The sequence below is a fragment of the Paraflavitalea speifideaquila genome (assembly GCF_032395985.1).
Taxonomy (GTDB): domain Bacteria; phylum Bacteroidota; class Bacteroidia; order Chitinophagales; family Chitinophagaceae; genus Paraflavitalea; species Paraflavitalea speifideaquila.
In genome coordinates, this window is record NZ_CP135920.1 from 385,723 (window position 1) to 404,605 (window position 18,883).

General features: G+C 46.6%; 22 protein-coding genes and 3 pseudogenes. 17 read left to right on the top strand and 8 right to left on the bottom strand.

What is annotated here, in order from left to right:
• Nucleotides 1-141: 141 nt before the first annotated feature.
• Together RS881_RS02710 and RS881_RS02715 are read right to left on the bottom strand one after the other, a co-directional pair.
• Nucleotides 142-324: a HesB/IscA family protein gene (locus RS881_RS02710; RefSeq protein ID WP_315819680.1), complete on the bottom strand. Its 183-nt coding sequence runs from the start codon at nucleotides 322-324 to the stop codon at nucleotides 142-144.
• A 14-nt stretch (nucleotides 325-338) separates the two neighbouring features.
• Nucleotides 339-467, bottom strand: a complete 129-nt coding sequence (locus tag RS881_RS02715; RefSeq protein ID WP_315819681.1) for a hypothetical protein — start codon at nucleotides 465-467, stop codon at nucleotides 339-341.
• 810 nt (nucleotides 468-1,277) lie between these two features.
• Here RS881_RS02715 and RS881_RS02720 point away from each other — a divergent pair.
• Both RS881_RS02720 and cysC read left to right on the top strand, forming a co-directional pair.
• Nucleotides 1,278-1,940 carry an aspartyl/asparaginyl beta-hydroxylase domain-containing protein gene (locus RS881_RS02720; protein WP_315819682.1) on the top strand — a complete coding sequence of 221 codons (663 nt, stop codon included), beginning with the start codon at nucleotides 1,278-1,280 and terminating at the stop codon, nucleotides 1,938-1,940.
• An 8-nt stretch (nucleotides 1,941-1,948) separates the two neighbouring features.
• Nucleotides 1,949-2,485 (top strand): adenylyl-sulfate kinase, encoded by a 537-nt coding sequence (cysC, locus tag RS881_RS02725; RefSeq protein ID WP_315819683.1) that lies wholly within the window; start codon nucleotides 1,949-1,951, stop codon nucleotides 2,483-2,485.
• Here cysC and RS881_RS02730 read toward each other — a convergent pair.
• Nucleotides 2,465-3,271: a sulfotransferase family protein gene (locus RS881_RS02730; protein WP_315819684.1), complete on the bottom strand. Its 807-nt coding sequence runs from the start codon at nucleotides 3,269-3,271 to the stop codon at nucleotides 2,465-2,467. The two genes, cysC and RS881_RS02730, sit on opposite strands and share 21 nt — an antisense overlap.
• A 590-nt stretch (nucleotides 3,272-3,861) precedes the next feature.
• Here RS881_RS02730 and RS881_RS02735 point away from each other — a divergent pair.
• A pseudogene (locus RS881_RS02735) lies at nucleotides 3,862-4,865 on the top strand (multidrug effflux MFS transporter).
• On the opposite strand, the gene RS881_RS02740 reads toward RS881_RS02735, so the two are convergent.
• Nucleotides 4,818-5,822 (bottom strand): diacylglycerol/lipid kinase family protein, encoded by a 1,005-nt coding sequence (locus RS881_RS02740; protein ID WP_315819685.1) that lies wholly within the window; start codon nucleotides 5,820-5,822, stop codon nucleotides 4,818-4,820. The pseudogene RS881_RS02735 and the gene RS881_RS02740 sit on opposite strands and share 48 nt — an antisense overlap.
• Nucleotides 5,823-5,904: 82 nt before the next feature.
• Between RS881_RS02740 and RS881_RS02745 the strand changes: the two genes are divergently transcribed.
• From RS881_RS02745 to RS881_RS02770, 6 genes are all read left to right on the top strand, one after another.
• Nucleotides 5,905-6,132, top strand: coding sequence for a 5'/3'-nucleotidase SurE (locus RS881_RS02745; protein ID WP_315819686.1), 228 nt, complete (start codon nucleotides 5,905-5,907; stop codon nucleotides 6,130-6,132).
• Nucleotides 6,090-6,641, top strand: a complete 552-nt coding sequence (surE, locus tag RS881_RS02750; RefSeq protein WP_315819687.1) for a 5'/3'-nucleotidase SurE — start codon at nucleotides 6,090-6,092, stop codon at nucleotides 6,639-6,641. Before RS881_RS02745 ends, surE begins: the two co-directional genes overlap by 43 nt.
• A 263-nt stretch (nucleotides 6,642-6,904) precedes the next feature.
• The gene (locus RS881_RS02755) at nucleotides 6,905-7,447 is read left to right on the top strand and encodes an RNA polymerase sigma factor (RefSeq protein ID WP_315819688.1); all 543 of its coding nucleotides are present in this window, start codon (nucleotides 6,905-6,907) and stop codon (nucleotides 7,445-7,447) included.
• A gap of 35 nt (nucleotides 7,448-7,482) precedes the next feature.
• On the top strand, nucleotides 7,483-8,205 hold the full coding sequence (locus RS881_RS02760) for a hypothetical protein (protein ID WP_315819689.1): 723 nt from the start codon (nucleotides 7,483-7,485) through the stop codon (nucleotides 8,203-8,205).
• Nucleotides 8,202-8,591 carry a hypothetical protein gene (locus RS881_RS02765; RefSeq protein ID WP_315819690.1) on the top strand — a complete coding sequence of 130 codons (390 nt, stop codon included), beginning with the start codon at nucleotides 8,202-8,204 and terminating at the stop codon, nucleotides 8,589-8,591. Before RS881_RS02760 ends, RS881_RS02765 begins: the two co-directional genes overlap by 4 nt.
• Nucleotides 8,591-9,118, top strand: a complete 528-nt coding sequence (locus tag RS881_RS02770) for a hypothetical protein (protein ID WP_315819691.1) — start codon at nucleotides 8,591-8,593, stop codon at nucleotides 9,116-9,118. Before RS881_RS02765 ends, RS881_RS02770 begins: the two co-directional genes overlap by 1 nt.
• On the opposite strand, the gene RS881_RS02775 is transcribed toward RS881_RS02770, so the two are convergent.
• Genes RS881_RS02775 through RS881_RS02790 form a run of 4 tightly spaced genes read right to left on the bottom strand, consistent with a single transcriptional unit; the run spans nucleotide 9,104 to nucleotide 11,747 of the window.
• The gene (locus RS881_RS02775; protein ID WP_315819692.1) at nucleotides 9,104-9,355 is read right to left on the bottom strand and encodes a hypothetical protein; all 252 of its coding nucleotides are present in this window, start codon (nucleotides 9,353-9,355) and stop codon (nucleotides 9,104-9,106) included. The two genes, RS881_RS02770 and RS881_RS02775, sit on opposite strands and share 15 nt — an antisense overlap.
• Nucleotides 9,352-9,573: a hypothetical protein gene (locus tag RS881_RS02780; RefSeq protein ID WP_315825003.1), complete on the bottom strand. Its 222-nt coding sequence runs from the start codon at nucleotides 9,571-9,573 to the stop codon at nucleotides 9,352-9,354. The genes RS881_RS02775 and RS881_RS02780 overlap by 4 nt, the downstream gene beginning before the upstream one ends.
• On the bottom strand, nucleotides 9,468-11,129 hold the full coding sequence (mutL, locus tag RS881_RS02785) for a DNA mismatch repair endonuclease MutL (RefSeq protein WP_315819693.1): 1,662 nt from the start codon (nucleotides 11,127-11,129) through the stop codon (nucleotides 9,468-9,470). The genes RS881_RS02780 and mutL overlap by 106 nt, the downstream gene beginning before the upstream one ends.
• Nucleotides 11,130-11,141: 12 nt before the next feature.
• Nucleotides 11,142-11,747 (bottom strand): Uma2 family endonuclease, encoded by a 606-nt coding sequence (locus tag RS881_RS02790; RefSeq protein ID WP_315819694.1) that lies wholly within the window; start codon nucleotides 11,745-11,747, stop codon nucleotides 11,142-11,144.
• 539 nt (nucleotides 11,748-12,286) lie between these two features.
• Here RS881_RS02790 and RS881_RS02795 point away from each other — a divergent pair.
• The 8 genes and pseudogenes from RS881_RS02795 to eno all read left to right on the top strand — a co-directional run bounded on the left by RS881_RS02795 (nucleotide 12,287) and on the right by eno (nucleotide 18,777).
• Nucleotides 12,287-13,432 (top strand): glycoside hydrolase family 3 protein, encoded by a 1,146-nt coding sequence (locus RS881_RS02795; protein ID WP_315819695.1) that lies wholly within the window; start codon nucleotides 12,287-12,289, stop codon nucleotides 13,430-13,432.
• Nucleotides 13,383-15,113: a serine hydrolase domain-containing protein gene (locus RS881_RS02800; protein ID WP_315819696.1), complete on the top strand. Its 1,731-nt coding sequence runs from the start codon at nucleotides 13,383-13,385 to the stop codon at nucleotides 15,111-15,113. The genes RS881_RS02795 and RS881_RS02800 overlap by 50 nt, the downstream gene beginning before the upstream one ends.
• 177 nt (nucleotides 15,114-15,290) lie before the next feature.
• Nucleotides 15,291-15,878, top strand: coding sequence for a carbonic anhydrase (locus RS881_RS02805; RefSeq protein WP_315819697.1), 588 nt, complete (start codon nucleotides 15,291-15,293; stop codon nucleotides 15,876-15,878).
• Nucleotides 15,879-16,043: 165 nt separating this feature from the next.
• Nucleotides 16,044-16,340: an ATP-binding cassette domain-containing protein gene (locus tag RS881_RS02810; RefSeq protein WP_315819698.1), complete on the top strand. Its 297-nt coding sequence runs from the start codon at nucleotides 16,044-16,046 to the stop codon at nucleotides 16,338-16,340.
• Between the two features lie 67 nt (nucleotides 16,341-16,407).
• A complete protein-coding gene (locus tag RS881_RS02815) occupies nucleotides 16,408-16,980 on the top strand; it encodes an ATP-binding cassette domain-containing protein (protein WP_315825004.1) in 573 nt (190 codons plus the stop codon).
• A complete protein-coding gene (locus RS881_RS02820; protein WP_315819699.1) occupies nucleotides 16,961-17,365 on the top strand; it encodes a DUF4259 domain-containing protein in 405 nt (134 codons plus the stop codon). The genes RS881_RS02815 and RS881_RS02820 overlap by 20 nt, the downstream gene beginning before the upstream one ends.
• A 125-nt stretch (nucleotides 17,366-17,490) precedes the next feature.
• A pseudogene (locus RS881_RS61485) lies at nucleotides 17,491-17,900 on the top strand (hypothetical protein).
• Between the two features lie 47 nt (nucleotides 17,901-17,947).
• Nucleotides 17,948-18,777: pseudogene (gene eno, locus RS881_RS61490) on the top strand (phosphopyruvate hydratase).
• Nucleotides 18,778-18,883 lie beyond the last annotated feature (106 nt).

Consider the following 18,883-nt stretch of genomic DNA (forward strand, 5'->3'; position numbering starts at 1 on the left):
ATGATCTTATTGATTTCCAATGCTCGATTACCTATCAAGTCCCAATTTCCCAATCACTATCGAGGCAAACGTCCACTCCCACTTACCCTACAAAATTGTATTCCCTCGTAGCTCACAACTCAAAGCTCGCAGCTGTATTCCCTACAGCGCAAAACTCTCACCGCAGGCGCAGGTCCGGGAAGCATTGGGATTATTGAAAAACAATCCTTTACCGTTCAATCCGCTCGAATAATCCAATTCGGTTCCGTACAGGTACAACAGGCTTTTCATTTCCACTACCAGTTTCACACCCTTGTCTTCAAATACCTGGTCGCTTTCCTTCATCTCCGTGTCAAATTTCATTTCGTACGAAAGGCCTGAGCAACCGCCCCCTTTACCCCTACACGCACAAAGCTGCCGGTGGCATACCCTTCCTTTTCCATCATTTGATGGATATATTCCTGAGCGCTATTGGAAATTGTAATCATTTTTAGTGCTTTATTGGTGATAATAACCAATATAACAATGCACAAGCCCTTTAGTTGCCTGCGCAAGTTATAGCTATAAATCCTAACAGCATTGATTTACAGCAAATAACAATGGTCTTTGGACAAAATTTTAAAAACCTGCAACCAGGAAGCCCAAAACGGCCATTTCAGACTGCAAAAATAGTGTATAAACCCCGTGTTTTTGTGGATTTCTGGCCTTTTGGACAAACCCAATCCACATTAACAACACCCTGGCCGATCCTCACCACTATCCAGGCCTACAGTATTGCTCAGCCCCCAAAGCACAGGCCCTTCCCGGTAAAATCGGTTACAATCGGAGGGTTTGGTGACAAAATGGCGGTAAAATACCCAAATTGAAGAAACCGTCTATTACCAGGTCTTCAGGAAAAAGAAGGAGCGGAGGCGGGCGGGCACGGCCATGGATCAGCCGCAGATGAACCATAGATCAGCCGTAGTTCAGCTTACTTTGAAGTAAACTGAACATAAACCAAACGTAAACTTAAAGTAAACTTGAAGTAAAGTGAAAAGGTGCTTTTTCTGGTTTTAAGAGCATTTCAGGCAAAAGGTGTCCCTTCTGCCCCTCACAGCCGCCACCCGCGCTTTGACTAAAAAGCCGGCGACACCAGGCGGAAGAAAGAAGATAAATGGACCAGATTCATTCCTTAAATATACGATAAAATAATGACAAATTGTCCGAAAAGAACAACCCTCCATTCATAGCCGAAAAACATTATATTCGTTACACCGTTAAACCAAGCCACGCTTATGATCCGCTCGGCTAAAATTGACTTGTCAATCAATATTCTGGCGCTCCGCCAGGAAATTCTCCTATTACCCAATACATGGTCGCCCCATTTTAATACCTATCATTATGAAGGTGAATGGACTGTGCTGCCCCTTCGATCGCCCGGCGGGCATAAGGATACCATTATTCCCGATCTGATGAAGGAAGACCTGTATGAAAACACCCCCTTGATGGAAGTTTGCCCGGCGGTGGAACAATTACTGGCTGGTTTTCAATGCCCTATAGGGGCTGTGCGCCTGTTGAACCTGAAAAGTGGGGCCATCATTAAGGAGCATCGCGACCTTGACCTGGCTTTTGAACATGGAGAGGCCCGCTTGCATATTCCCATTTATACCAATGAGCAGGTGGAATTCTGGGTACAGCAGGAACGTATCCGTATGGAAGTGGGCGAGTGCTGGTACATCAATGCCAACCTGCCCCATCGGGTGGCCAATTATGGTCCCACCGATCGCATTCACCTCGTTATAGATTGCACCGTAAATGACTGGTTACGGGAAATATTTGAGCGTGCACAGAAAACCCAGGTGGCCGAAGAACGTAAAACGGGCGAATTGTTGAAAATGATATTTGAGCTTCGTTTACAAAATACCGCTATAACCAACCGACTGGCCGATGAGCTGGAACAAAGCTTGCTCGAACAGGCGTAATTACCTTCATGCTACTGATTCAATTGACAGGACTTTCCGGCGCGGGCAAAACATCCATTGCATTTCGCGTGCAGCAGATGCTCTTGCAAAGAGATATTGCAGCCGAGATCGTTGACGGCGATGCCTACCGCAAAACGGTTTGCAAAGACCTGGGTTTTTCACCTGCCGACAGGCGCGAGAATATACGCCGGCTGGGCGCCATTGCCCATGACCTGGTACGCCAAAATACCATTGCTATTATTGCTGCCATCAATCCGTATGATAATGTAAGAAAGGAATTAAAAACCAAATACCAGGCCCATACGGTTTGGATACACTGTGCCCTGGATGTGCTGGTAGAAAGGGATACCAAGGGGCTTTACCGGAAAGCCTTATTGCCGGGCGACCATCCTGAGAAGATCACCAACCTCACCGGCGTAAATGATATATATGAAATTCCCATCCATGCCGACCTGGTTATTCATACCCATTCTGAACCACTGGAAACATCCTCGGTAAGACTCTTTGCATTTATACTGGATCATTTACTGGAACACGAGTCGTGAGCTCTTCCGCCTGGCCTCTACCTGGTCATAGAGGTCCATAACCGGCAAGAGGTTATCGGGCATGGGTTCCTGGTCAAGGGGCTCCTGAAAAACCTGATTGGGGTATTTGGCATGAAACCGGCTACGCTCCTCCATTTGCTGCAATTCCTTTTCTCCGAGAATAATGCCTGTCATTCCCGCTATCTTTTGCATGGTGTCCAGGATCGGTTCATTATAATTGACCAGCAGTGAATGCGCGTCCACACTGCTTATTGCAAGCATAATGGTAAAATAACGTTCCAGCACCAGGGCCATGTATTCATCCAACGAATACTGATCGATTACTTGTCTGTCGAAACCAAAGATTTCAGGCTCTACTACATGCTGTACCGACTGCATGCCCCGCTGCCTGCGTTGTGAATGGATCACCTCGCCGGGTTTCCGGTATAGTAATATGAAAGGAACAGTAGGATACAATGCCCGCAATTGCTGGTAAAAGCAAAGGTGCCAGCTATCGGCTTTTATAAATAAATGCTTTTCGATGCCCTTTCTTTTTTGCCCATATAACTGTAGGGCGGCAGGAAAAACACGCGATAACAAGGCCCCATCCACGTTCTTGTTTTGAAAGGGCAAACGAAGCAACTCATCCAGGAACGGTGTTTCGGCCAATACAATATGCGCTTCATTGAGGCCGAGCAATTGCGCCAGCAATGTGGAACCACAGCGTGAAACATGAAAGATGAAAGCTGCAGGCGGTGCTGCATCCACTGCATCGGCCCAAACAGGCAATATGTCCAATGAACTCATACTTCTGTAGGGCTGTGAATTTTGCGGCAGGCTGCGGCAAATGGAGATCGTTTCATCAAAAAAGGGGCTGTAAAAGGTTGGTTGCCCGTGTATAACCAATAACTATGCGGCTCATCGCCAACCATTGTTAATCTAAAAGGTATCCATGTATGCAGTGCGGACGAAATAGGGCTTTCCATAAAAAGGTTTTACCGATGTCTTACTAATGTAAACCTTTTTATCATTCCGTTGTTACTCCCAGTTTCCGGTTTTAGTGAAGGGCTGTACAGGACTAAATCTGTAACTTGCCCCGCATTTCCTTCAACCCGTTTTACAATTCTACTATTGCTTGCACCTTAAAATAGCCTACAGCAATTTTCTGTGGATTGAAAACCTGTATTAAGTAGTAAAGTCATGACCAAAAAAATATTACTTCCTGGTAGGATTACTGGGAGCGCTTACCACCATTGCCCCTTTTTCTATTGATATGTACCTGCCCGGCTTTACAGCCATTGGTAAAGACCTCGACGCTACCGTAGCCGAAGTGGCCCTTACCTTATCCAGTTTTTTTTGTGGGTATATCCCTGGGTCAGTTGCTGTATGGCCCGCTGATGGATCGTTTTGGCCGTAAACGTCCTCTGTATATGGCCCTCATTCTATACATCATTGCATCATTGGCTTGTGCTTTTGCTACTTCACTCGATATGCTGATTGCCGTCAGGTTTATACAAGCCATGGGCGCCTGTGCAGCTACCGTAGCCGCCAATGCCATGGTGCGCGATTTTTTCCGGTGGAAGAAAATGCCAAAGTGTTTTCCATGCTGATGCTGATACTGGGTGTATCGCCCATCATTGCTCCCACAGTAGGTAGTTATATTACCTCTTTCCTGGGCTGGCAGGCTGTATTCATCATCCTGGCCGTAATTACTACCATCATTTTAATTACCATCTATTTTGGATTGCCCGAAAGCAGCAAGCCCGATACTTCTTATTCCCTGAAACCCGCTGCTATTGTACGCAGCTACCTGGCGGTATTCAGAGAACCGGCATTCTATACCTACACGTTTACCGGTGCCATTGCTTTTGCCGGTTTATTTGCCTTCTTGTCGGGATCGCCTTACCTCTATATGGAACTGTTTAAACTATCCGATCGGGCCTATGGGTTGGTATTTGCATTACTGGCCGGCGGCCTGATATTGGCCAGCCAGGTCAACCGGCTTTTGTTGAAACGTTACAAGACCGAGCAAATTATTACTTCGGCCTTGATTGGTATGAGTATTACGGGCTTGATGTTGATCCTTACAGCGCTTAATGGCTGGGAAAGCCTGGCATTAATGCTGGCGCTACAGTTTATTTACCTGAGTTGTCTTGGTTATATTTTACCCAATGCTTCGGCCATGGCTATGTCGCCCTTCACCAAAGGTGCGGGTAGTGCTTCGGCGTTGATGGGTGCCTTGCAAATGGGCATTGGCGCCGGTGTTAGTATTGTATTGAGCCTGTTGCAAAATGGTACCACCCTGCCCATGATGATTGTGATGAGTGCTTGCGGACTGCTATCCTTATCTATTTTATTCATTGGCCAACGCAGCATGCGGTATAAGATCAGTGAAGCATAAGCCACTGCAGGGAAGAGGTGACACCTTTCGTTTTCGTAGTATAGGAAAGGTGTCACCTCTTCGCTCACACCAAAACTCCAGTACCCCCATTTGTAACTCCACCGTTACCCGCGCTGGTTCTTCCAGGCTAATCAACTCATCATCTGCATGCAATAAAGTATCTTCTGTATGTATGGCTACTTTGCTGGCTGGAATAATGTTGAATGTATACGCACTTGTTTCATCATCTATTTTGTGTTTGATCCAGTTGGCCAGCTCCTCCCGTGCTTCCTCCCGTACCAGTACAATTTCAAACTGCCCATCGCCGGGATCGGCCTGCGGCGATAACTCCAGGTTGGGGCCAATTGAACGGCTGTTCATGACTTCAACCAATAGAAACCGGCCCGAATGATCTGCGCCATCTACCTGTATATGATAATGTCGTGCTTCGGCTGAAAGAACAATATGATGGAGTTCTTCCAATGCTGTTTGCAAGGCCTTTTCAGGCGTATCCTTTTTTTCTTTGTCTACCTTTTTCATCACCTTCATCAGCCGTGGAAAAATACCATATCCAAAACCTTCTACCAGGAAATGCGTTTCTTCCAATCCTTCTATCCGTCCGATATCATACTTTTTTACAACACCTTTTTCCCATCCTGCAATTGTTTCAGCAACCGTACCCGTAATACCCAATGATTTGGAAATATTATTGGCAGTGCCCAATGGTAGTACGGCAATAGGTAGTTTCTTATCCGAGAATTTGTGTTCCAGTAAGGTCAGCGCTGCTTTCCGGATGGTGCCATCTCCGCCTGCCACCACCACGAATTCCGTATCTGGTTCTATCTTATCCCATCCCTTCTCTTTTGTAGATGAATATCTACATTCCCAGCCTGCTGCTTCAATCAGCGGAATCAGTTCCTGCTTTGTATGATCTTCTTCACCAGCCGTTGGATTGTGCAGCAGCTTAATGTATTTCATCGTGTTTGTTGTTGGTTTTAACCAATTCCTTAATAAATGCATACCACCCTGGCTTGGCACAATTATATTGATTACAATCACTATGAGAATATTAGTGACCAATGATGATGGGATCTATAGTCCAGGTATTGCTACCCTGGCCAAAGTGGCATTACGATTTGGCGAAGTACAGATCGTAGCTCCTGATGTGGAGCAATCTTCTATGGGCCATGCTATTACTGCCTCCCGGCCGCTGTACTATAAAAATCACCCATTACTTTTGAGGGGTTGGACGCTTACCGGGTCAATGGTACCCCAGCCGATTGCGTAGCCCTGGGTACCCACCTATGGGCCAAAACGGACGTGGTATTGTCGGGCATCAATATGGGTCTCAACCTGGGAAATTCCATGTGGCATTCTGGTACCCTGGCTGCGGCCAAACAGGCAGTATTGCTGGGTATGAAAGGTATTGCGATCAGTACACCCGCCGGTAAAACAGAACCCGATTTTGAAAAACTCGATCCCTATGTGGAGAAAGCCTTAGCAGCGGTGATCGACAATCCACACCTCAACCTCATCAATATCAACCTGCCGCCCGATCCTGTAGGGTTGCAATGGACCCGGCAGTCTGTGCGCCTGTATGATGGTAAAATAGTACCCGGCATTGATCCCATGGGCCGTAAACATTATTGGTTTACCGTAATCCCCCTCGAACCTGCCGAAGAAGGTACCGACCGCTATGCGGTAGACAATGGTTATGTATCCATTACGCCATTGCGACTCGACCTTACCAATGAAGCCGAGCTCACCAAGGCCCTCCAAACAAAACCCGTTTCCTGATCGCTATTTGTGCCCTCCAATGACTCGATTTTCCCCATGAAAGCGCCCTCTTTGTCTCCCAATTACCAGGAAGGATTGATTAATTTGGGAGTTTACCCAACGCTTCTGTTACAACTTTACGTAATAATTAACAGTTAAAGGCAGGCTTAAAACGCAGGTGCATAGCCATATCTGCAATATTTGCGGTGATAATCCCGTTCGGGATAAATACACTAAATTACTATTGGTGGATAGGGCTTGCAAAATCATAAACAATAGCTTATTTGGCAAATAGTATTGCCGATACGGAGCTGATTAACGGTTGTATTAACAATAGCCGTCGGGCACAGGAACAGCTATATAAGCAGTTCTACGGGCCGATGGCATCCATATGCCTGCGCTATACCCGTAACCAGGAAGATGCAATTGAAGTATTACACAATGGCTTTTTGAAAGTGTATAAAAACATTCATACGTACGATGCTGCAAGAGCCTCCCTGTATACCTGGATACGGAAGATCATTGTGAATACTGCTATTGACTTCATCCGCGCACGGGAAAAATTCTATACCAAGGTCGAACTTGAAAAAGTGGAAGAGCCTGCTATTGAAGCAGATGCTGTACAGCGCATGAGCGCGCAGGAGCTTTTACAACTCGTTAGAAAATTATCACCTGCCACACAGGGGGTGTTTAACTTATACGTAGTAGAAGGATACAATCACCGGGAAATTGCCACCCTGCTGGGTATTAGTGAAGGAACCAGCAAATGGCACCTGAGTGAAGCCCGAAAACAATTGCAACAATTATTACAAACCATGCAAGTGTAACCGTAATGAATGAACGTCAACCATACGAAAAACACTTGGCAGACAAACTGCAGAACCTGCCACCACCGGGAGAGGTAGATCAATCCTGGGAACAGATGAGAACATTGCTGGATAAGGAAATGCCTCGTGGAGGAGGTATGCCCGGCCGCCGACAATGGTGGTTATTGGGCATTGCTATCGGTGTACTATTCATGGCCACCTGGTTATCCGGACGATCTTTCCTTGACAAAGAGAAAGCTGATTCCGTTGCACAAACAACCAATGGGACAGGGTCATTTAATGACAAGCCTACAATACCAGCTGCTAAACTGCCTTCATCTTCCACCCCATCTCCAATGGCAGCGGTGGATGGTAGTGCCGCCACTGGCACGGGCAGCAACAGTAACGACAAACCTGCCACTGCAGCCAACAGTGCATCCAGTAGCCAGCCGACGACATTACCGCCCGATAATAAAGACGCGCCTGTTGCCGCAGTACCTGCTGATAACAAGAGCAACCATAAAAATAGTATTAGTAATAACGAACCCAAGGCCGATGAAGCAATAATTACACATAAAGACAATCGTACAGTAAAGTTTAAGACCGCAATAAAGAATAAGAACAAGGGTGATCAAGCTGCCAGTAGTTTCCGGAATAACAAAGGAATTACCAATGAAAACAAAACTGGCAGTAAGGCCAACAATGAACCGGGCCTCCAAACAGCAGTCAATACCGGCAACAGGATAAACAGCTACCCCGGGATGCTTCCCAACTGTTGACAGTAGGTAGTTCACCTGCCGCACCTGCTGCTTATACTAAACAGGTACAAGCAAGTTTGGTACAAGCTCCGTTTCCTTATGCCGATCAACCAGGGCCTGTGCTTACCCCTGGAGCCACCATTGAGAAAGACTATGCCCGTAAAAGCGCCAAGCTACCCGATCCGCCGGCTGATAAAAAAGCTGCGCGGAAGAATCTCCTGCGAAGCCACCAGGCTGGTACTTTTGCCCTGGGGTTTACCTTGCCCCTGGCATTTCCCTGGGCGACCAACGGGCCATGGGGTACAACGCATGGGCTGGCCATAATACGGTATCTGACTACCTGCCATCACCCCATTTACAGTACCATTTCAGCAGTAAAACCTTTATACAAACAGAGGCCCAATTAATGTCGCCCCAGTTTATAAGGCCCACCTTGCTGGCGTACAATACCACACAGTTAGGGCCAAGTCCCGGTTACTATATGTCCAATGCCGTGTATGCTCAAAAGTTGTATTATTTCAATGTACCGGTAAGCATACACCACAGCCCTTTCCCCGGCTTTTATATGGGTACGGGTATCCAGTTCTCTTCTATGATCAGTGGCGTAGCCATGACCGAGCAAAGAAAATGGAGCCCTGGTGGTGGTAATATGTTGGTGAGTGAAACCTTTAGCCGTTTTAAAAACGACAGCTTATCCCAGAAGATGAACAATAGCGAATTCAGGGTGATGCTGGATGCCAATTATTATTTCAATTCCTTTACTGTGGGGTTAAGGTATAACCAGGCACTGAGCAACTACATCAGTTTCCGCCTATCGCCCGGTACCCCATATTCGTTTGATAAGAACAGGGCACTCCAGTTTTACCTTCGCTATAACCTATGGGAAGAAAAGAAAAAGCCAGGTACCAATAAAACCATGTTAACGCTTAAATAGCTGTTCCAGGTAATCCCGCTTAAACTCAATATAAGTGGGATTGCCGCCGGCTGTAATATTGGGCTGTTTACATTTGAAGAGATCATCGATCAGCATACGCATTTCCCTTTCCGAGAGTGCTGTACCCGGCTTGATAGCTTGTTGCCAGGCCAGTGAACGGATTAGCTTTTCCCTTTTTGAAAATTTGAGCTCACTACTAAAATGCTTGAACTGCTCCAGCAGGTTTTCAATGATCATTTTTCATTTCCCTGCTCCAGGTCGGCCGGTGTACCCTGTATCACAAAGGCATTATTGCCAAAGGGTTCAATAAGATACCCCAGTAGATTAAGATCGCCCATCAATTCATTCATCAATACCGCATCTTGAACAGCCAGTTGTAAGGTAACCGGGAATAAGCTGCGCTGGGTAGCCATGGCCTTATCCGTAGCGGCCAATACAAAACGCTCGTAGAGGATACGTTCATGCGCCAATTGCTGGTGTACCAGCATAAACCCCGGTTGGTAGGTACAATGATGTATAGGTGATGCAACTGCGTAAGCGGCGCGTGTTCACTGATCACCAGGTCCAGGCGCGCTTGCGGCTGTGCGTGGGGTGTGGTAAGTTGCGAGTAGCCACCGAATGCCGGTAGACCGCCGATGTCGCCAATTGTACCAACACCAGTCGGTGCATCATCCTTTCTCAACTGATCCAATAAGGAAGTAAACTTCCTTTCTCCCCCAGAGCCCATGTCTTCCGATTGCCGATTGTTCCCGCCCGTTGGCGGGACCGATTGCCGGTCATCACCTTCTGTATGCTGTGTTCTGTCTTCTGCATTCTTGTTCTCCCCCTCATAAAAATCCTTCCAATGCTTCAGTTCACTTTTGTTGGTAGGCTGAATAAAATGCGCCTGGTGTTTTTGGCTGAAGTTTTTAAACAGGGGCGAAGCGGTAGCTGCTTCCTGCTTATCGTCTGTAAAAGGTTTATTGATGGCGTCCAGCTGCTGGATTTGCGGGTCCAGGTCAAACTCCAGCGTGGGCGTAACGCTGAACTGCGCCAGCGCATGTTTTACTGCAGCCTGTACAAAGGCATACACTATTTTCTCATCTTCAAACTTGATCTCCTGCTTGGTAGGATGCACATTGATATCTACCTGCGAAGGGTCCAGGTCAATAAACAATACATACAAGGGGAAGCTATCTGCTGCAATCATTCCCTGGTAGGCACTCATCACCGCATGGTTGAGGTAAGGACTGCGGATGAAACGGTTGTTGACAAAGAAATATTGGTCGCCCCGTGTTTTCTTGGCCGTTTCGGGTTTACCTACAAAACCATATATATTAAGATAGTCTGTTTGCTCTTGTACTGTTACCAGCCTGGCATTGTATTGACTGCCCAATACTTGTACGATACGTTGTTTAAGCGTTCCTTTTTCCAGGTGGAACATTTCGGTGCCATTGGAAGACAGGGAGAAGAAAATGTCGGGAAAAGAAAGAGCAACCCGGATAAACTCATCCACAATATGCCGGGTTTCGGCCGCATTGCTTTTAAGGAAATTGCGCCGGGCGGGGATATTGAAGAACAGGTTCTTCATGGCAATGCTGGTGCCTGTAATGGCGGCAATGGGTTCCTGCTTGGTGACGAGGCTGTTTTCTACCTCCAGGAAAGTGCCTGTAGTGTCTTCCGTACGCTTGGTTTTGAGCTCTACCTGTGCTACCGCTGCTATGGAAGCCAGTGCTTCGCCCCGGAAGCCCATGGTACGGATGCGGAACAGGTCGTCAATCTGGTGTATTTTGGACGTGGCATGCCGTTCAAAGCACATACGGGCATCTGTTTCACTCATGCCCTTGCCATTGTCTATGACCTGGATCAGCGCTTTACCGGCATCCTGGAACAATAGCCTGATCTCCGTGGCGCCGGCATCTACCGCATTTTCCAGTAGTTCCTTCACCGCACTGGCGGGCCGTTGGATCACCTCGCCGGCAGCGATCTGGTTGGCAATATTATCGGGTAATAATTGAATGATGTCTGGCAATCTTCAGTCTCCTTATTTGGCAGCGAAAATACGGGAATAATTTGGGGGAGTGGCAGGTACCACCTGGATAGTGGCTTTAGCTCCAAATATCAAGAAAGGACACATTGATCTCACAGCCTTTTTCAAGGTTGAAAGTGAACTCCTGGGGCTGATGGAAACAGGCTGGTACTTCCCCTCAATTAGCTGGTAGATCTCAACTTTCTTAAACTTGGGGTCCACAATCAAATAATAGTGTACACCCTCCTGTTCGTATAATTCAAACTTCTCGTGACGGTCTTTTAAAGCTGTAGAGGGCGATAAAACTTCAACTACCAATGAAGGGGCAAATTCCAGGAAATCTGTATCGAACTCTCCGCAAACAACCATCAGGTCAGGTTGAACAACAGTATTATCATTCACCTTCCAATCAAATGGCGACATAAAAACTTTACAAGCCTGACATTGAGGAAGTATAGCTTTATCAAAAGCTTTTCCAAAATTGAAATTAGTTTCCTGGTGTACCCTGACCGGCGATGGACTCATGGCATAGGGCATGCCATCAATCAATTCCCATTTGCCTTCCCACTGCACATAGTCAGCGTAGGTATATTGAGGCCTGTATTTGTCAGCAATAGACATAGGTCCAAATTTACGATTATTTTTCTACACCTTTTGACGTTACAATTACTTCATATCCCGAACTGGTAAGCAAGTATCCTGAATAGTGCAGCCAGATTAAATGTTGGGCAGGCATCCGGGGAACAAAGCAGCAGGTACCGGTGATATACAGTAGTGCGGGGAAGGGCCTAAAAAGAAAAAAGGGTCTGAATAGAAATTCAACCCCGTTTTAAAATCAATATCCTATGAAAAACCGGAATAGTATATCAAGCCCCGTGCCAATTTGTGAATAGCCTGTAATCAACGTGTTATAACAACATGACCTTTCCAATCCTTCCCACCGCAGGAGGCTTTTTCTATAAAAGGGAATGAGCTTGCCAAAAAGAGGTCTGATTGCGGTAATCTGCATGTGGAAGAAGCAGGAGTATAAAGTTTATAAAGCCTTCACTTACAACTTGGCATAGATATTAAAATTGGTACCCGTTGAAGCCCCGTTCATCCCTTTTGTGGGTGTTTCTTCTTAATTTCAGCGGCTAAATTCGCTTTTTAAGTTCATCATCATGAAGAGAATACTATCGTTTGCGATTGTTTTATGCAGTATTGCCACGGTTCAGGCACAACGTTCTTCCTTCCTGCCCGCCAATCAATGGGTGGACAGTGTTTTCAAAACCCTGACCAAAGAACAGAAGATTGCCCAATTGATGGTGTTGCGCTTGTCGTCTATCGGCGCCAACCGTACCATCACGTTTTACGACAAGGAGATCGAAGAGGCTATCCGGAAATACAATATTGGCTCTATCTGCTTGTTCCAGGGCGGCCCTGTAAAGCAAGCCAACCTCATCAACCATTTTCAAAACATTGCCCAAACACCACTGCTTGTATGTATTGATGGCGAAAACGGCGTAGGCATGCGCATGGATAGTGTTGTAGGATTGCCCCGCCAAATGATGATGGGCGCCGTACAAGACCCGGCCCTGATCTATCAATACGGACGGGTAGTGGGCGACCAATGCAAACGTATTGGCATTCAGGTAAACTATGCGCCTGTAGTGGATATCAACAACAATCCCAATAACCCGGTGATCAATGACCGCTCTTTCGGGGAAGATAAATACCGGGTGGCTGAATATGGCGTTCAATACATGAAAGGTATGCAGGATGCAGGCACCATGGCTTGTGCGAAACATTTTCCCGGTCATGGCGATGTAGATGTAGACTCCCATTATGACCTGCCGGTGATCAACAAAACAAAAGAACAGCTGGACTCGCTGGAGTTGTACCCCTTCCGCGAATTGTTTAAAGCAGGTGTAGGTAGTGTGATGATCGCCCACCTGAGTGTTCCTGCTATCGACAATACGGCCAACAGGGCCACCTCCATTTCTAAAAATAATGTGACCAACTTATTGCGCAAGGAACTGAAATATGACGGTCTCACCTTTACCGATGCCCTGGAAATGAAGGGTGTTGCCAAATATTACCCCGATGGTGAAATATCACTCGAAGCCCTGATTGCGGGCAATGATATGCTTTGCCTGCCTGGCGATATTCCCGGCAGTATGGAAAAAGATACTCAAAGCCATCAAAAGCGCAAATTGAGCTGGAGCACGATTGATGCGCGGGTAAAAAAAAGTACTCCACGCCAAATACCAATACGGATTGGCCAACTGGCAACCGATCAATACCCAACACTTAACAGAAGACCTTAACAGCAAATCAACAGAAATGCGTCGGCTTATTGCTGAAAAGGCATTGACCCTGTTGCGCAATGACGATTACGCCATTTATCCCCTTACCGAAGGAAAACGCGTGGCCTATGTTGGTTTTGGTCTTACCAAAGACAATGTATTTGCCGGGCAGGTACGTAAGGATTACGATGCCCAGGTATTTTACTTTGATTACAGGCTCGATTCCAGCAAGGTGGCCCCTATGTTGGAACTGTTTAAGAGCCGCTATGATGTAGTGATTGTTGGTATGCATAATTATGCCCGCTACCCGGCCAATAATTTCGGGATCAGCAATGCGGCGCTCTCGCTTGTGAAAGGGTTGCAACAACAACATAAAACGATCACCCTGGCCTTTGGCAATCCCTACCTCATCAAAAATTTCTGTGATGCCAAGGTATTGCTTGCTTGTTATGAGGATGATGACATTACGCAAACAGTGGCTGCCGATATGATCTCCGGCCGCCTCCTGGCCAAAGGAAAACTGCCTGTTACTGTATGCGAATCGTTTAAATATGGTGATGGTATTGTAGCCAAACGCCTGATGCCCATAGCGCCAGCCGGTACCCTGGGGTTTAAGCAGGCCCAACTGAATAATAGCATCGACTCCATCGTAGAGGATGCTATCCGTCAACAAGCCATTCCCGGCGCCGTCGTTCTGGTAGCCAAAGATGGCAAGATCGTTTTTGAAAGATCTTATGGCTACCTGACCTATGATAGCACTGAACCAGTATACCCCGAAACGATTTATGACCTGGCCTCTGTTACCAAGATCATGGCCACTACTGTATCCGTGATGAAGTTGTATGATGAAGGCAAGCTGGACCTGCAAAAGACGCTGGGCGATTACCTGCCCTGGGTAAAGGGCTCCAATAAAGAAGGACTTAAATTATGGGACATCATTCTGCACCAGGCCGGCCTCAAATCATTCATACCTTTTTATAAGGAAACCGTAAATGCTACTGATGCCAATAGTCCCAACTATAGTTTCTACACCCCCAAGCCTGATTCTACCCATGCAGTCCGCGTAGCCGACCACCTCTTTATGCGCAATGATTGGGTGGACACCATTTATAGCCGTATCCTGGCCAGTAACCTGGAGCCTGGTAATAAATATATTTATAGTGATAATGATTTTATTTTCCTGGGCAAGGTAGTGGAAGGGATCACCGGTATGCCATTGGAAGTGTATACCAGGAAAACTTTTTACGATAAACTGGATATGACTTCCACTGGTTTTAAGCCCCGCGACCGTTTTCCGCTCAATTATATTGCTCCCACTGAAAAGGAAGCCGGTTTTCGCCAGCAACTGATCTGGGGTGATGTGCATGATCCGGGCGCTGCTATGTTTGGTGGTGTGGCAGGTCATGCAGGATTATTCAGCAATGCCTATGATCTGGCTATCTTGTTACAGGTAATGCTCAATGGCGGGGTATTGAGCGGCCAAAACTTTTTCAGTAAGGCTACGGTTGATTATTTTACTGCTTACCATAGTGATATCAGCCGGCGTGGATTGGGGTTTGACAAACCGGAGAAAGACAATGCTACGCGCAAAGAACCCTATCCCACTTTGTCCGCCTCGCCCCTTACTTACGGCCACACGGGCTTCACGGGCACCTGTATTTGGGTGGACCCGCAGTATAACCTGACCTATGTTTTTATCTAACCGGGTCAATAGCCCCGACCCCAATAAATTCCTGCGTATGAGTGTACGTCCCAAAGTACATGAGGCCATTTATCAATCGCTGTTGCATTAATTAATTTATACTATTAAGCATCATATCAAAGAACCAGGCAGCAATGCCTGGTTTTTTATTATCTTACATAATCTAAATTGATCTATATGAAGCTAGCAGACCGATTGCTTTTGGAGAATAAGGCCTGGGCAGCAGAAAAGATCCAGGACGATCCGGCGTTTTTCAGCCGGTTGGAAAAGATACAACAGCCTGAATTTTTGTGGATCGGTTGCAGCGATAGCCGGGTGCCGGCCAACCAGATTACCGGTACCCTGCCGGGCGAGCTGTTTGTACACCGCAATGTGGCCAACCTGGTGGTGAATACGGATGTGAACCTGCTGGCGGTACTGGACTATGCCGTGAATCATTTAAAAGTAAAGGATATCATTGTATGTGGTCATTATGGATGCGGGGGTATTAAGGCCGCCACCACCAACCACGATTATAAACTGGTGCTGAACATGTGGTTGCGCAATATCAAAGATGTATACCGCTTGCATCGGGATGAACTGGACAATATCCAGGGCGAAGACCAGCGGGTAGACAGGTTGGTAGAGCTCAATGTGGTGGAACAGTTAAAAACCTGGCCAAAACCTCCATTGTACAACGCGCCTGGAAACAGGAAAACAGGCCCCACCTACACGGATGGGTATATGGCCTGCACAATGGGCTCATTAAACCCCTCCTGGATATAGAAGCAGGAACATTGATTGATTCCGTATATAGATATGATGATCTCTGATGTGTATTGTTATCAATCTGTAAAGAAAATAATCCCTGCGAATAACTGTTCATTTATTGCTTAATCTTCCCTTCTGAAATATTAAAATCTTCAGATTGGTTTTTGTAGGTTTGTCCCCATGTCAATTGAAGTAACCCAGCTTACCAAGACCTATGGTGAGCAAAAGGCTGTCGATAATATTTCCTTTAAAGTAGGTAAGGGAGAGATAGTAGGTTTCCTGGGGCCCAATGGTGCCGGAAAATCTACCACGATGAAGATCATTACCGGTTATTTGCAGCCCGATACCGGCACCACTATTGTATGCGGTATTGATGTACAAAAGCAACCGCTGGAAAGTAAAAAGAAAATTGGCTACCTGCCCGAGGCCAACCCCTGTATTTTGACATGTATGTGCGGGAATACCTGGATTTTGTAGCGGATGTACATGGAGTAGGGGATAAAAAAATAAGATTGAAACAGTCATAGAAACAGTTGGCCTTAGCCTGGAAAGTAAAAAAAAAAAGGTAGGCCAGTTGTCCAAAGGATATAAACAAAGAGTGGGATTGGCCGCCGCCCTGATCCATGATCCGGAAGTGCTGATCCTCGATGAGCCTACAACCGGCCTCGATCCCAATCAGATCATTGAGATACGCGAGGTGATCAGGAAACTGGGGCAACAGAAAACGGTACTCTTCTCTTCTCATATATTACAGGAAGTAGAAGCGATCTGCGACCGGGTAGTGATCATTAGCCGGGGAAAACTGGTAGCCGACGATTCAGTTACCCAGCTTTTGCACCAGACAGAAAAAAATGAAGTATTGAAGGTAAGTTTCCAGGAAACCTTGGATGCTGCCTGGTTTGAGAAGTTAAGTAGTGTAAAGGCCATTCATAAGATGAGTGCTACTGAATGGGAACTTACCTGTACGCATGCGCAGGAAGCCCAACGGCAATTAATGGAGCTGGCACTGCAGCAAAACCTCCATATTACTTCCTTGCAGGCAGGCAGTCAAAGCCTGGAAGAAGTGTTTAGAACATTAACCAATAATAAAAATAAAGATGGGAACCTGGGGACATAGAAATTTTGAAAATGACGCCGCACTGGATTTTGTAAATGAAGTAGAAGACAATGGAATAGATGTTATAGAAGATACGATTCAACGTGTAGCCAACCTTCCGGAAGAGGATTACCTGGAAGATGACGACAGTGCTTCGGTACTGGCCGCTATTGAGTTCATTGCCGCTGCCAAGGGAAAACAATCAGAAGATTTTCCAGAGTCGGCAGAGGATTGGCTCGGAAAAGCAAATCCTGCCACCCTGCTGGCAGTCGAAAAAGCTCAGTTAAGTAAGATCATTGAAAGAGTGAAGAACAATTCCGGCCTGCGCGATGCCTGGCAGGAAGAGGGTGGCGAACCCACCGAGTGGCTGGCAGTACTGAGCGACCTCGAAAATCGGGTCAGCTAAGCGAGATGCCAATTAATTAATATAAACTTCGTTTCTTTGCCATCCGGTACGCAGCATCCCTGCGTTCTGCTAACGAGCGTTTGCCAGCCAATTATTAAAATTACCAGCAAAACACACAACGAATCATGAGTTACATTGCCGACATTCATGCAAGACAAATATTAGATAGTCGTGGTAACCCTACAGTTGAAGTAGATGTAGTTACTGACAATGGCATCATTGGCCGGGCTGCTGTGCCCAGTGGCGCTTCTACCGGTAAACACGAAGCCGTAGAACTGCGCGATGGCGATAAAAAGGTATATGTAGGTAAAGGCGTTCTGCAAGCCGTAAAAACGTAAATGATATTATCGCTGAACAACTGATCGGTGCAGAAGTAGTAGGACAGGCGTTTATTGATAGTGAACTGATCAGGATTGACGGTACAGAAAATAAAGCCAAATTGGGCGCTAACGCTACCCTGGCCGTTTCCATGGCTGTTGCCCATGCCGCAGCCCAGAAAGCAACCTGCCTCTTTTCCGCTACCTTGGCGGTGTAAATGCTACTGTACTGCCCATGCCCCTCATGAACATCCTTAACGGTGGTATGCATGCTGATAACAAGATCGACTTCCAGGAATTTATGGTGGTTCCCATTGGCGCTCCTTCTTTCAGCGAAGGTCTCCGCTGGGGTGTTGAAATTTTCCACAACCTGAAAACAGTGTTGAAGAAAAAGGATACAGTACCAACGTTGGCGATGAAGGTGGTTTTGCTCCCGATATCAAGAGCAATGAAGAAGCGATTGAAACTGTACTGGAAGCCATCACATTGGCTGGTTACAAAGCCGGTGAGCAAATTGGCATTGCTATGGATGCTGCTACTACAGAAATGTTTGACGAAAAGACCAACAGTTATAAATTCCACAAAAGCTCTGGCAAATCCATCAGTAGCGATGAAATGGTGGCTTTCTGGGCTGATTGGGCTAAGAAATACCCCATCGTTTCGATTGAAGACGGTATGGCTGAAGATGACTGGCAGGGTTGGAAAAACCTCACTACCGCTATCGGCAGCAAATGCCAGCTCGTAGGAGACGACCTGTTTGTTACCAATGTAAAACGCTTACAGGAAGGTATTGAAAAGGGTATTGCCAACAGTATCCTGATCAAAGTAAACCAGATCGGTACGGTAACAGAAACGATCAATGCGGTTCAACTGGCCCAGAACAGTGGTTACAATACCATCATGAGCCATCGCAGTGGTGAAACAGAAGATACAACCATCGCCGACCTGGCCGTGGCCCTGAATTGCGGACAGATCAAGACTGGTTCTGCCAGTCGTAGCGACCGGATGGCCAAGTACAACCAGCTGCTCCGTATTGAAGAATTACTGGCTGGTAATGCGGTTTATCCTAAAGGAAGGATTAAATTTGGTAAATAAGAACTGAAGCCTGAAGCAGGAAGTCTGAAGTTTGAGGTCTGAGCGTTGGCTCCTGCACCTGACTTCAGACTTCAGGCATCAGACCTCCCACTTCAATGAAGTTATT

What these genes read in the sequence shown, in the direction of transcription:
- RS881_RS02710 (WP_315819680.1), bottom strand. Translation starts at nt 324, where the DNA reads ATGAAGGAAAGCGACCAGGTATTTGAAGACAAGGGTGTGAAACTGGTA.
- RS881_RS02715 (WP_315819681.1), bottom strand. Translation starts at nt 467, where the DNA reads ATGATTACAATTTCCAATAGCGCTCAGGAATATATCCATCAAATGATG.
- cysC (WP_315819683.1), top strand. Translation starts at nt 1,949, where the DNA reads ATGCTACTGATTCAATTGACAGGACTTTCCGGCGCGGGCAAAACATCC.
- RS881_RS02730 (WP_315819684.1), bottom strand. Translation starts at nt 3,271, where the DNA reads ATGAGTTCATTGGACATATTGCCTGTTTGGGCCGATGCAGTGGATGCA.
- RS881_RS02740 (WP_315819685.1), bottom strand. Translation starts at nt 5,822, where the DNA reads ATGAAATACATTAAGCTGCTGCACAATCCAACGGCTGGTGAAGAAGAT.
- RS881_RS02745 (WP_315819686.1), top strand. Translation starts at nt 5,905, where the DNA reads ATGAGAATATTAGTGACCAATGATGATGGGATCTATAGTCCAGGTATT.
- RS881_RS02770 (WP_315819691.1), top strand. Translation starts at nt 8,591, where the DNA reads ATGTCGCCCCAGTTTATAAGGCCCACCTTGCTGGCGTACAATACCACA.
- RS881_RS02775 (WP_315819692.1), bottom strand. Translation starts at nt 9,355, where the DNA reads ATGATCATTGAAAACCTGCTGGAGCAGTTCAAGCATTTTAGTAGTGAG.
- RS881_RS02790 (WP_315819694.1), bottom strand. Translation starts at nt 11,747, where the DNA reads ATGTCTATTGCTGACAAATACAGGCCTCAATATACCTACGCTGACTAT.
- RS881_RS02795 (WP_315819695.1), top strand. Translation starts at nt 12,287, where the DNA reads ATGAAGAGAATACTATCGTTTGCGATTGTTTTATGCAGTATTGCCACG.
- RS881_RS02805 (WP_315819697.1), top strand. Translation starts at nt 15,291, where the DNA reads ATGAAGCTAGCAGACCGATTGCTTTTGGAGAATAAGGCCTGGGCAGCA.
- RS881_RS02810 (WP_315819698.1), top strand. Translation starts at nt 16,044, where the DNA reads ATGTCAATTGAAGTAACCCAGCTTACCAAGACCTATGGTGAGCAAAAG.
- RS881_RS02820 (WP_315819699.1), top strand. Translation starts at nt 16,961, where the DNA reads ATGGGAACCTGGGGACATAGAAATTTTGAAAATGACGCCGCACTGGAT.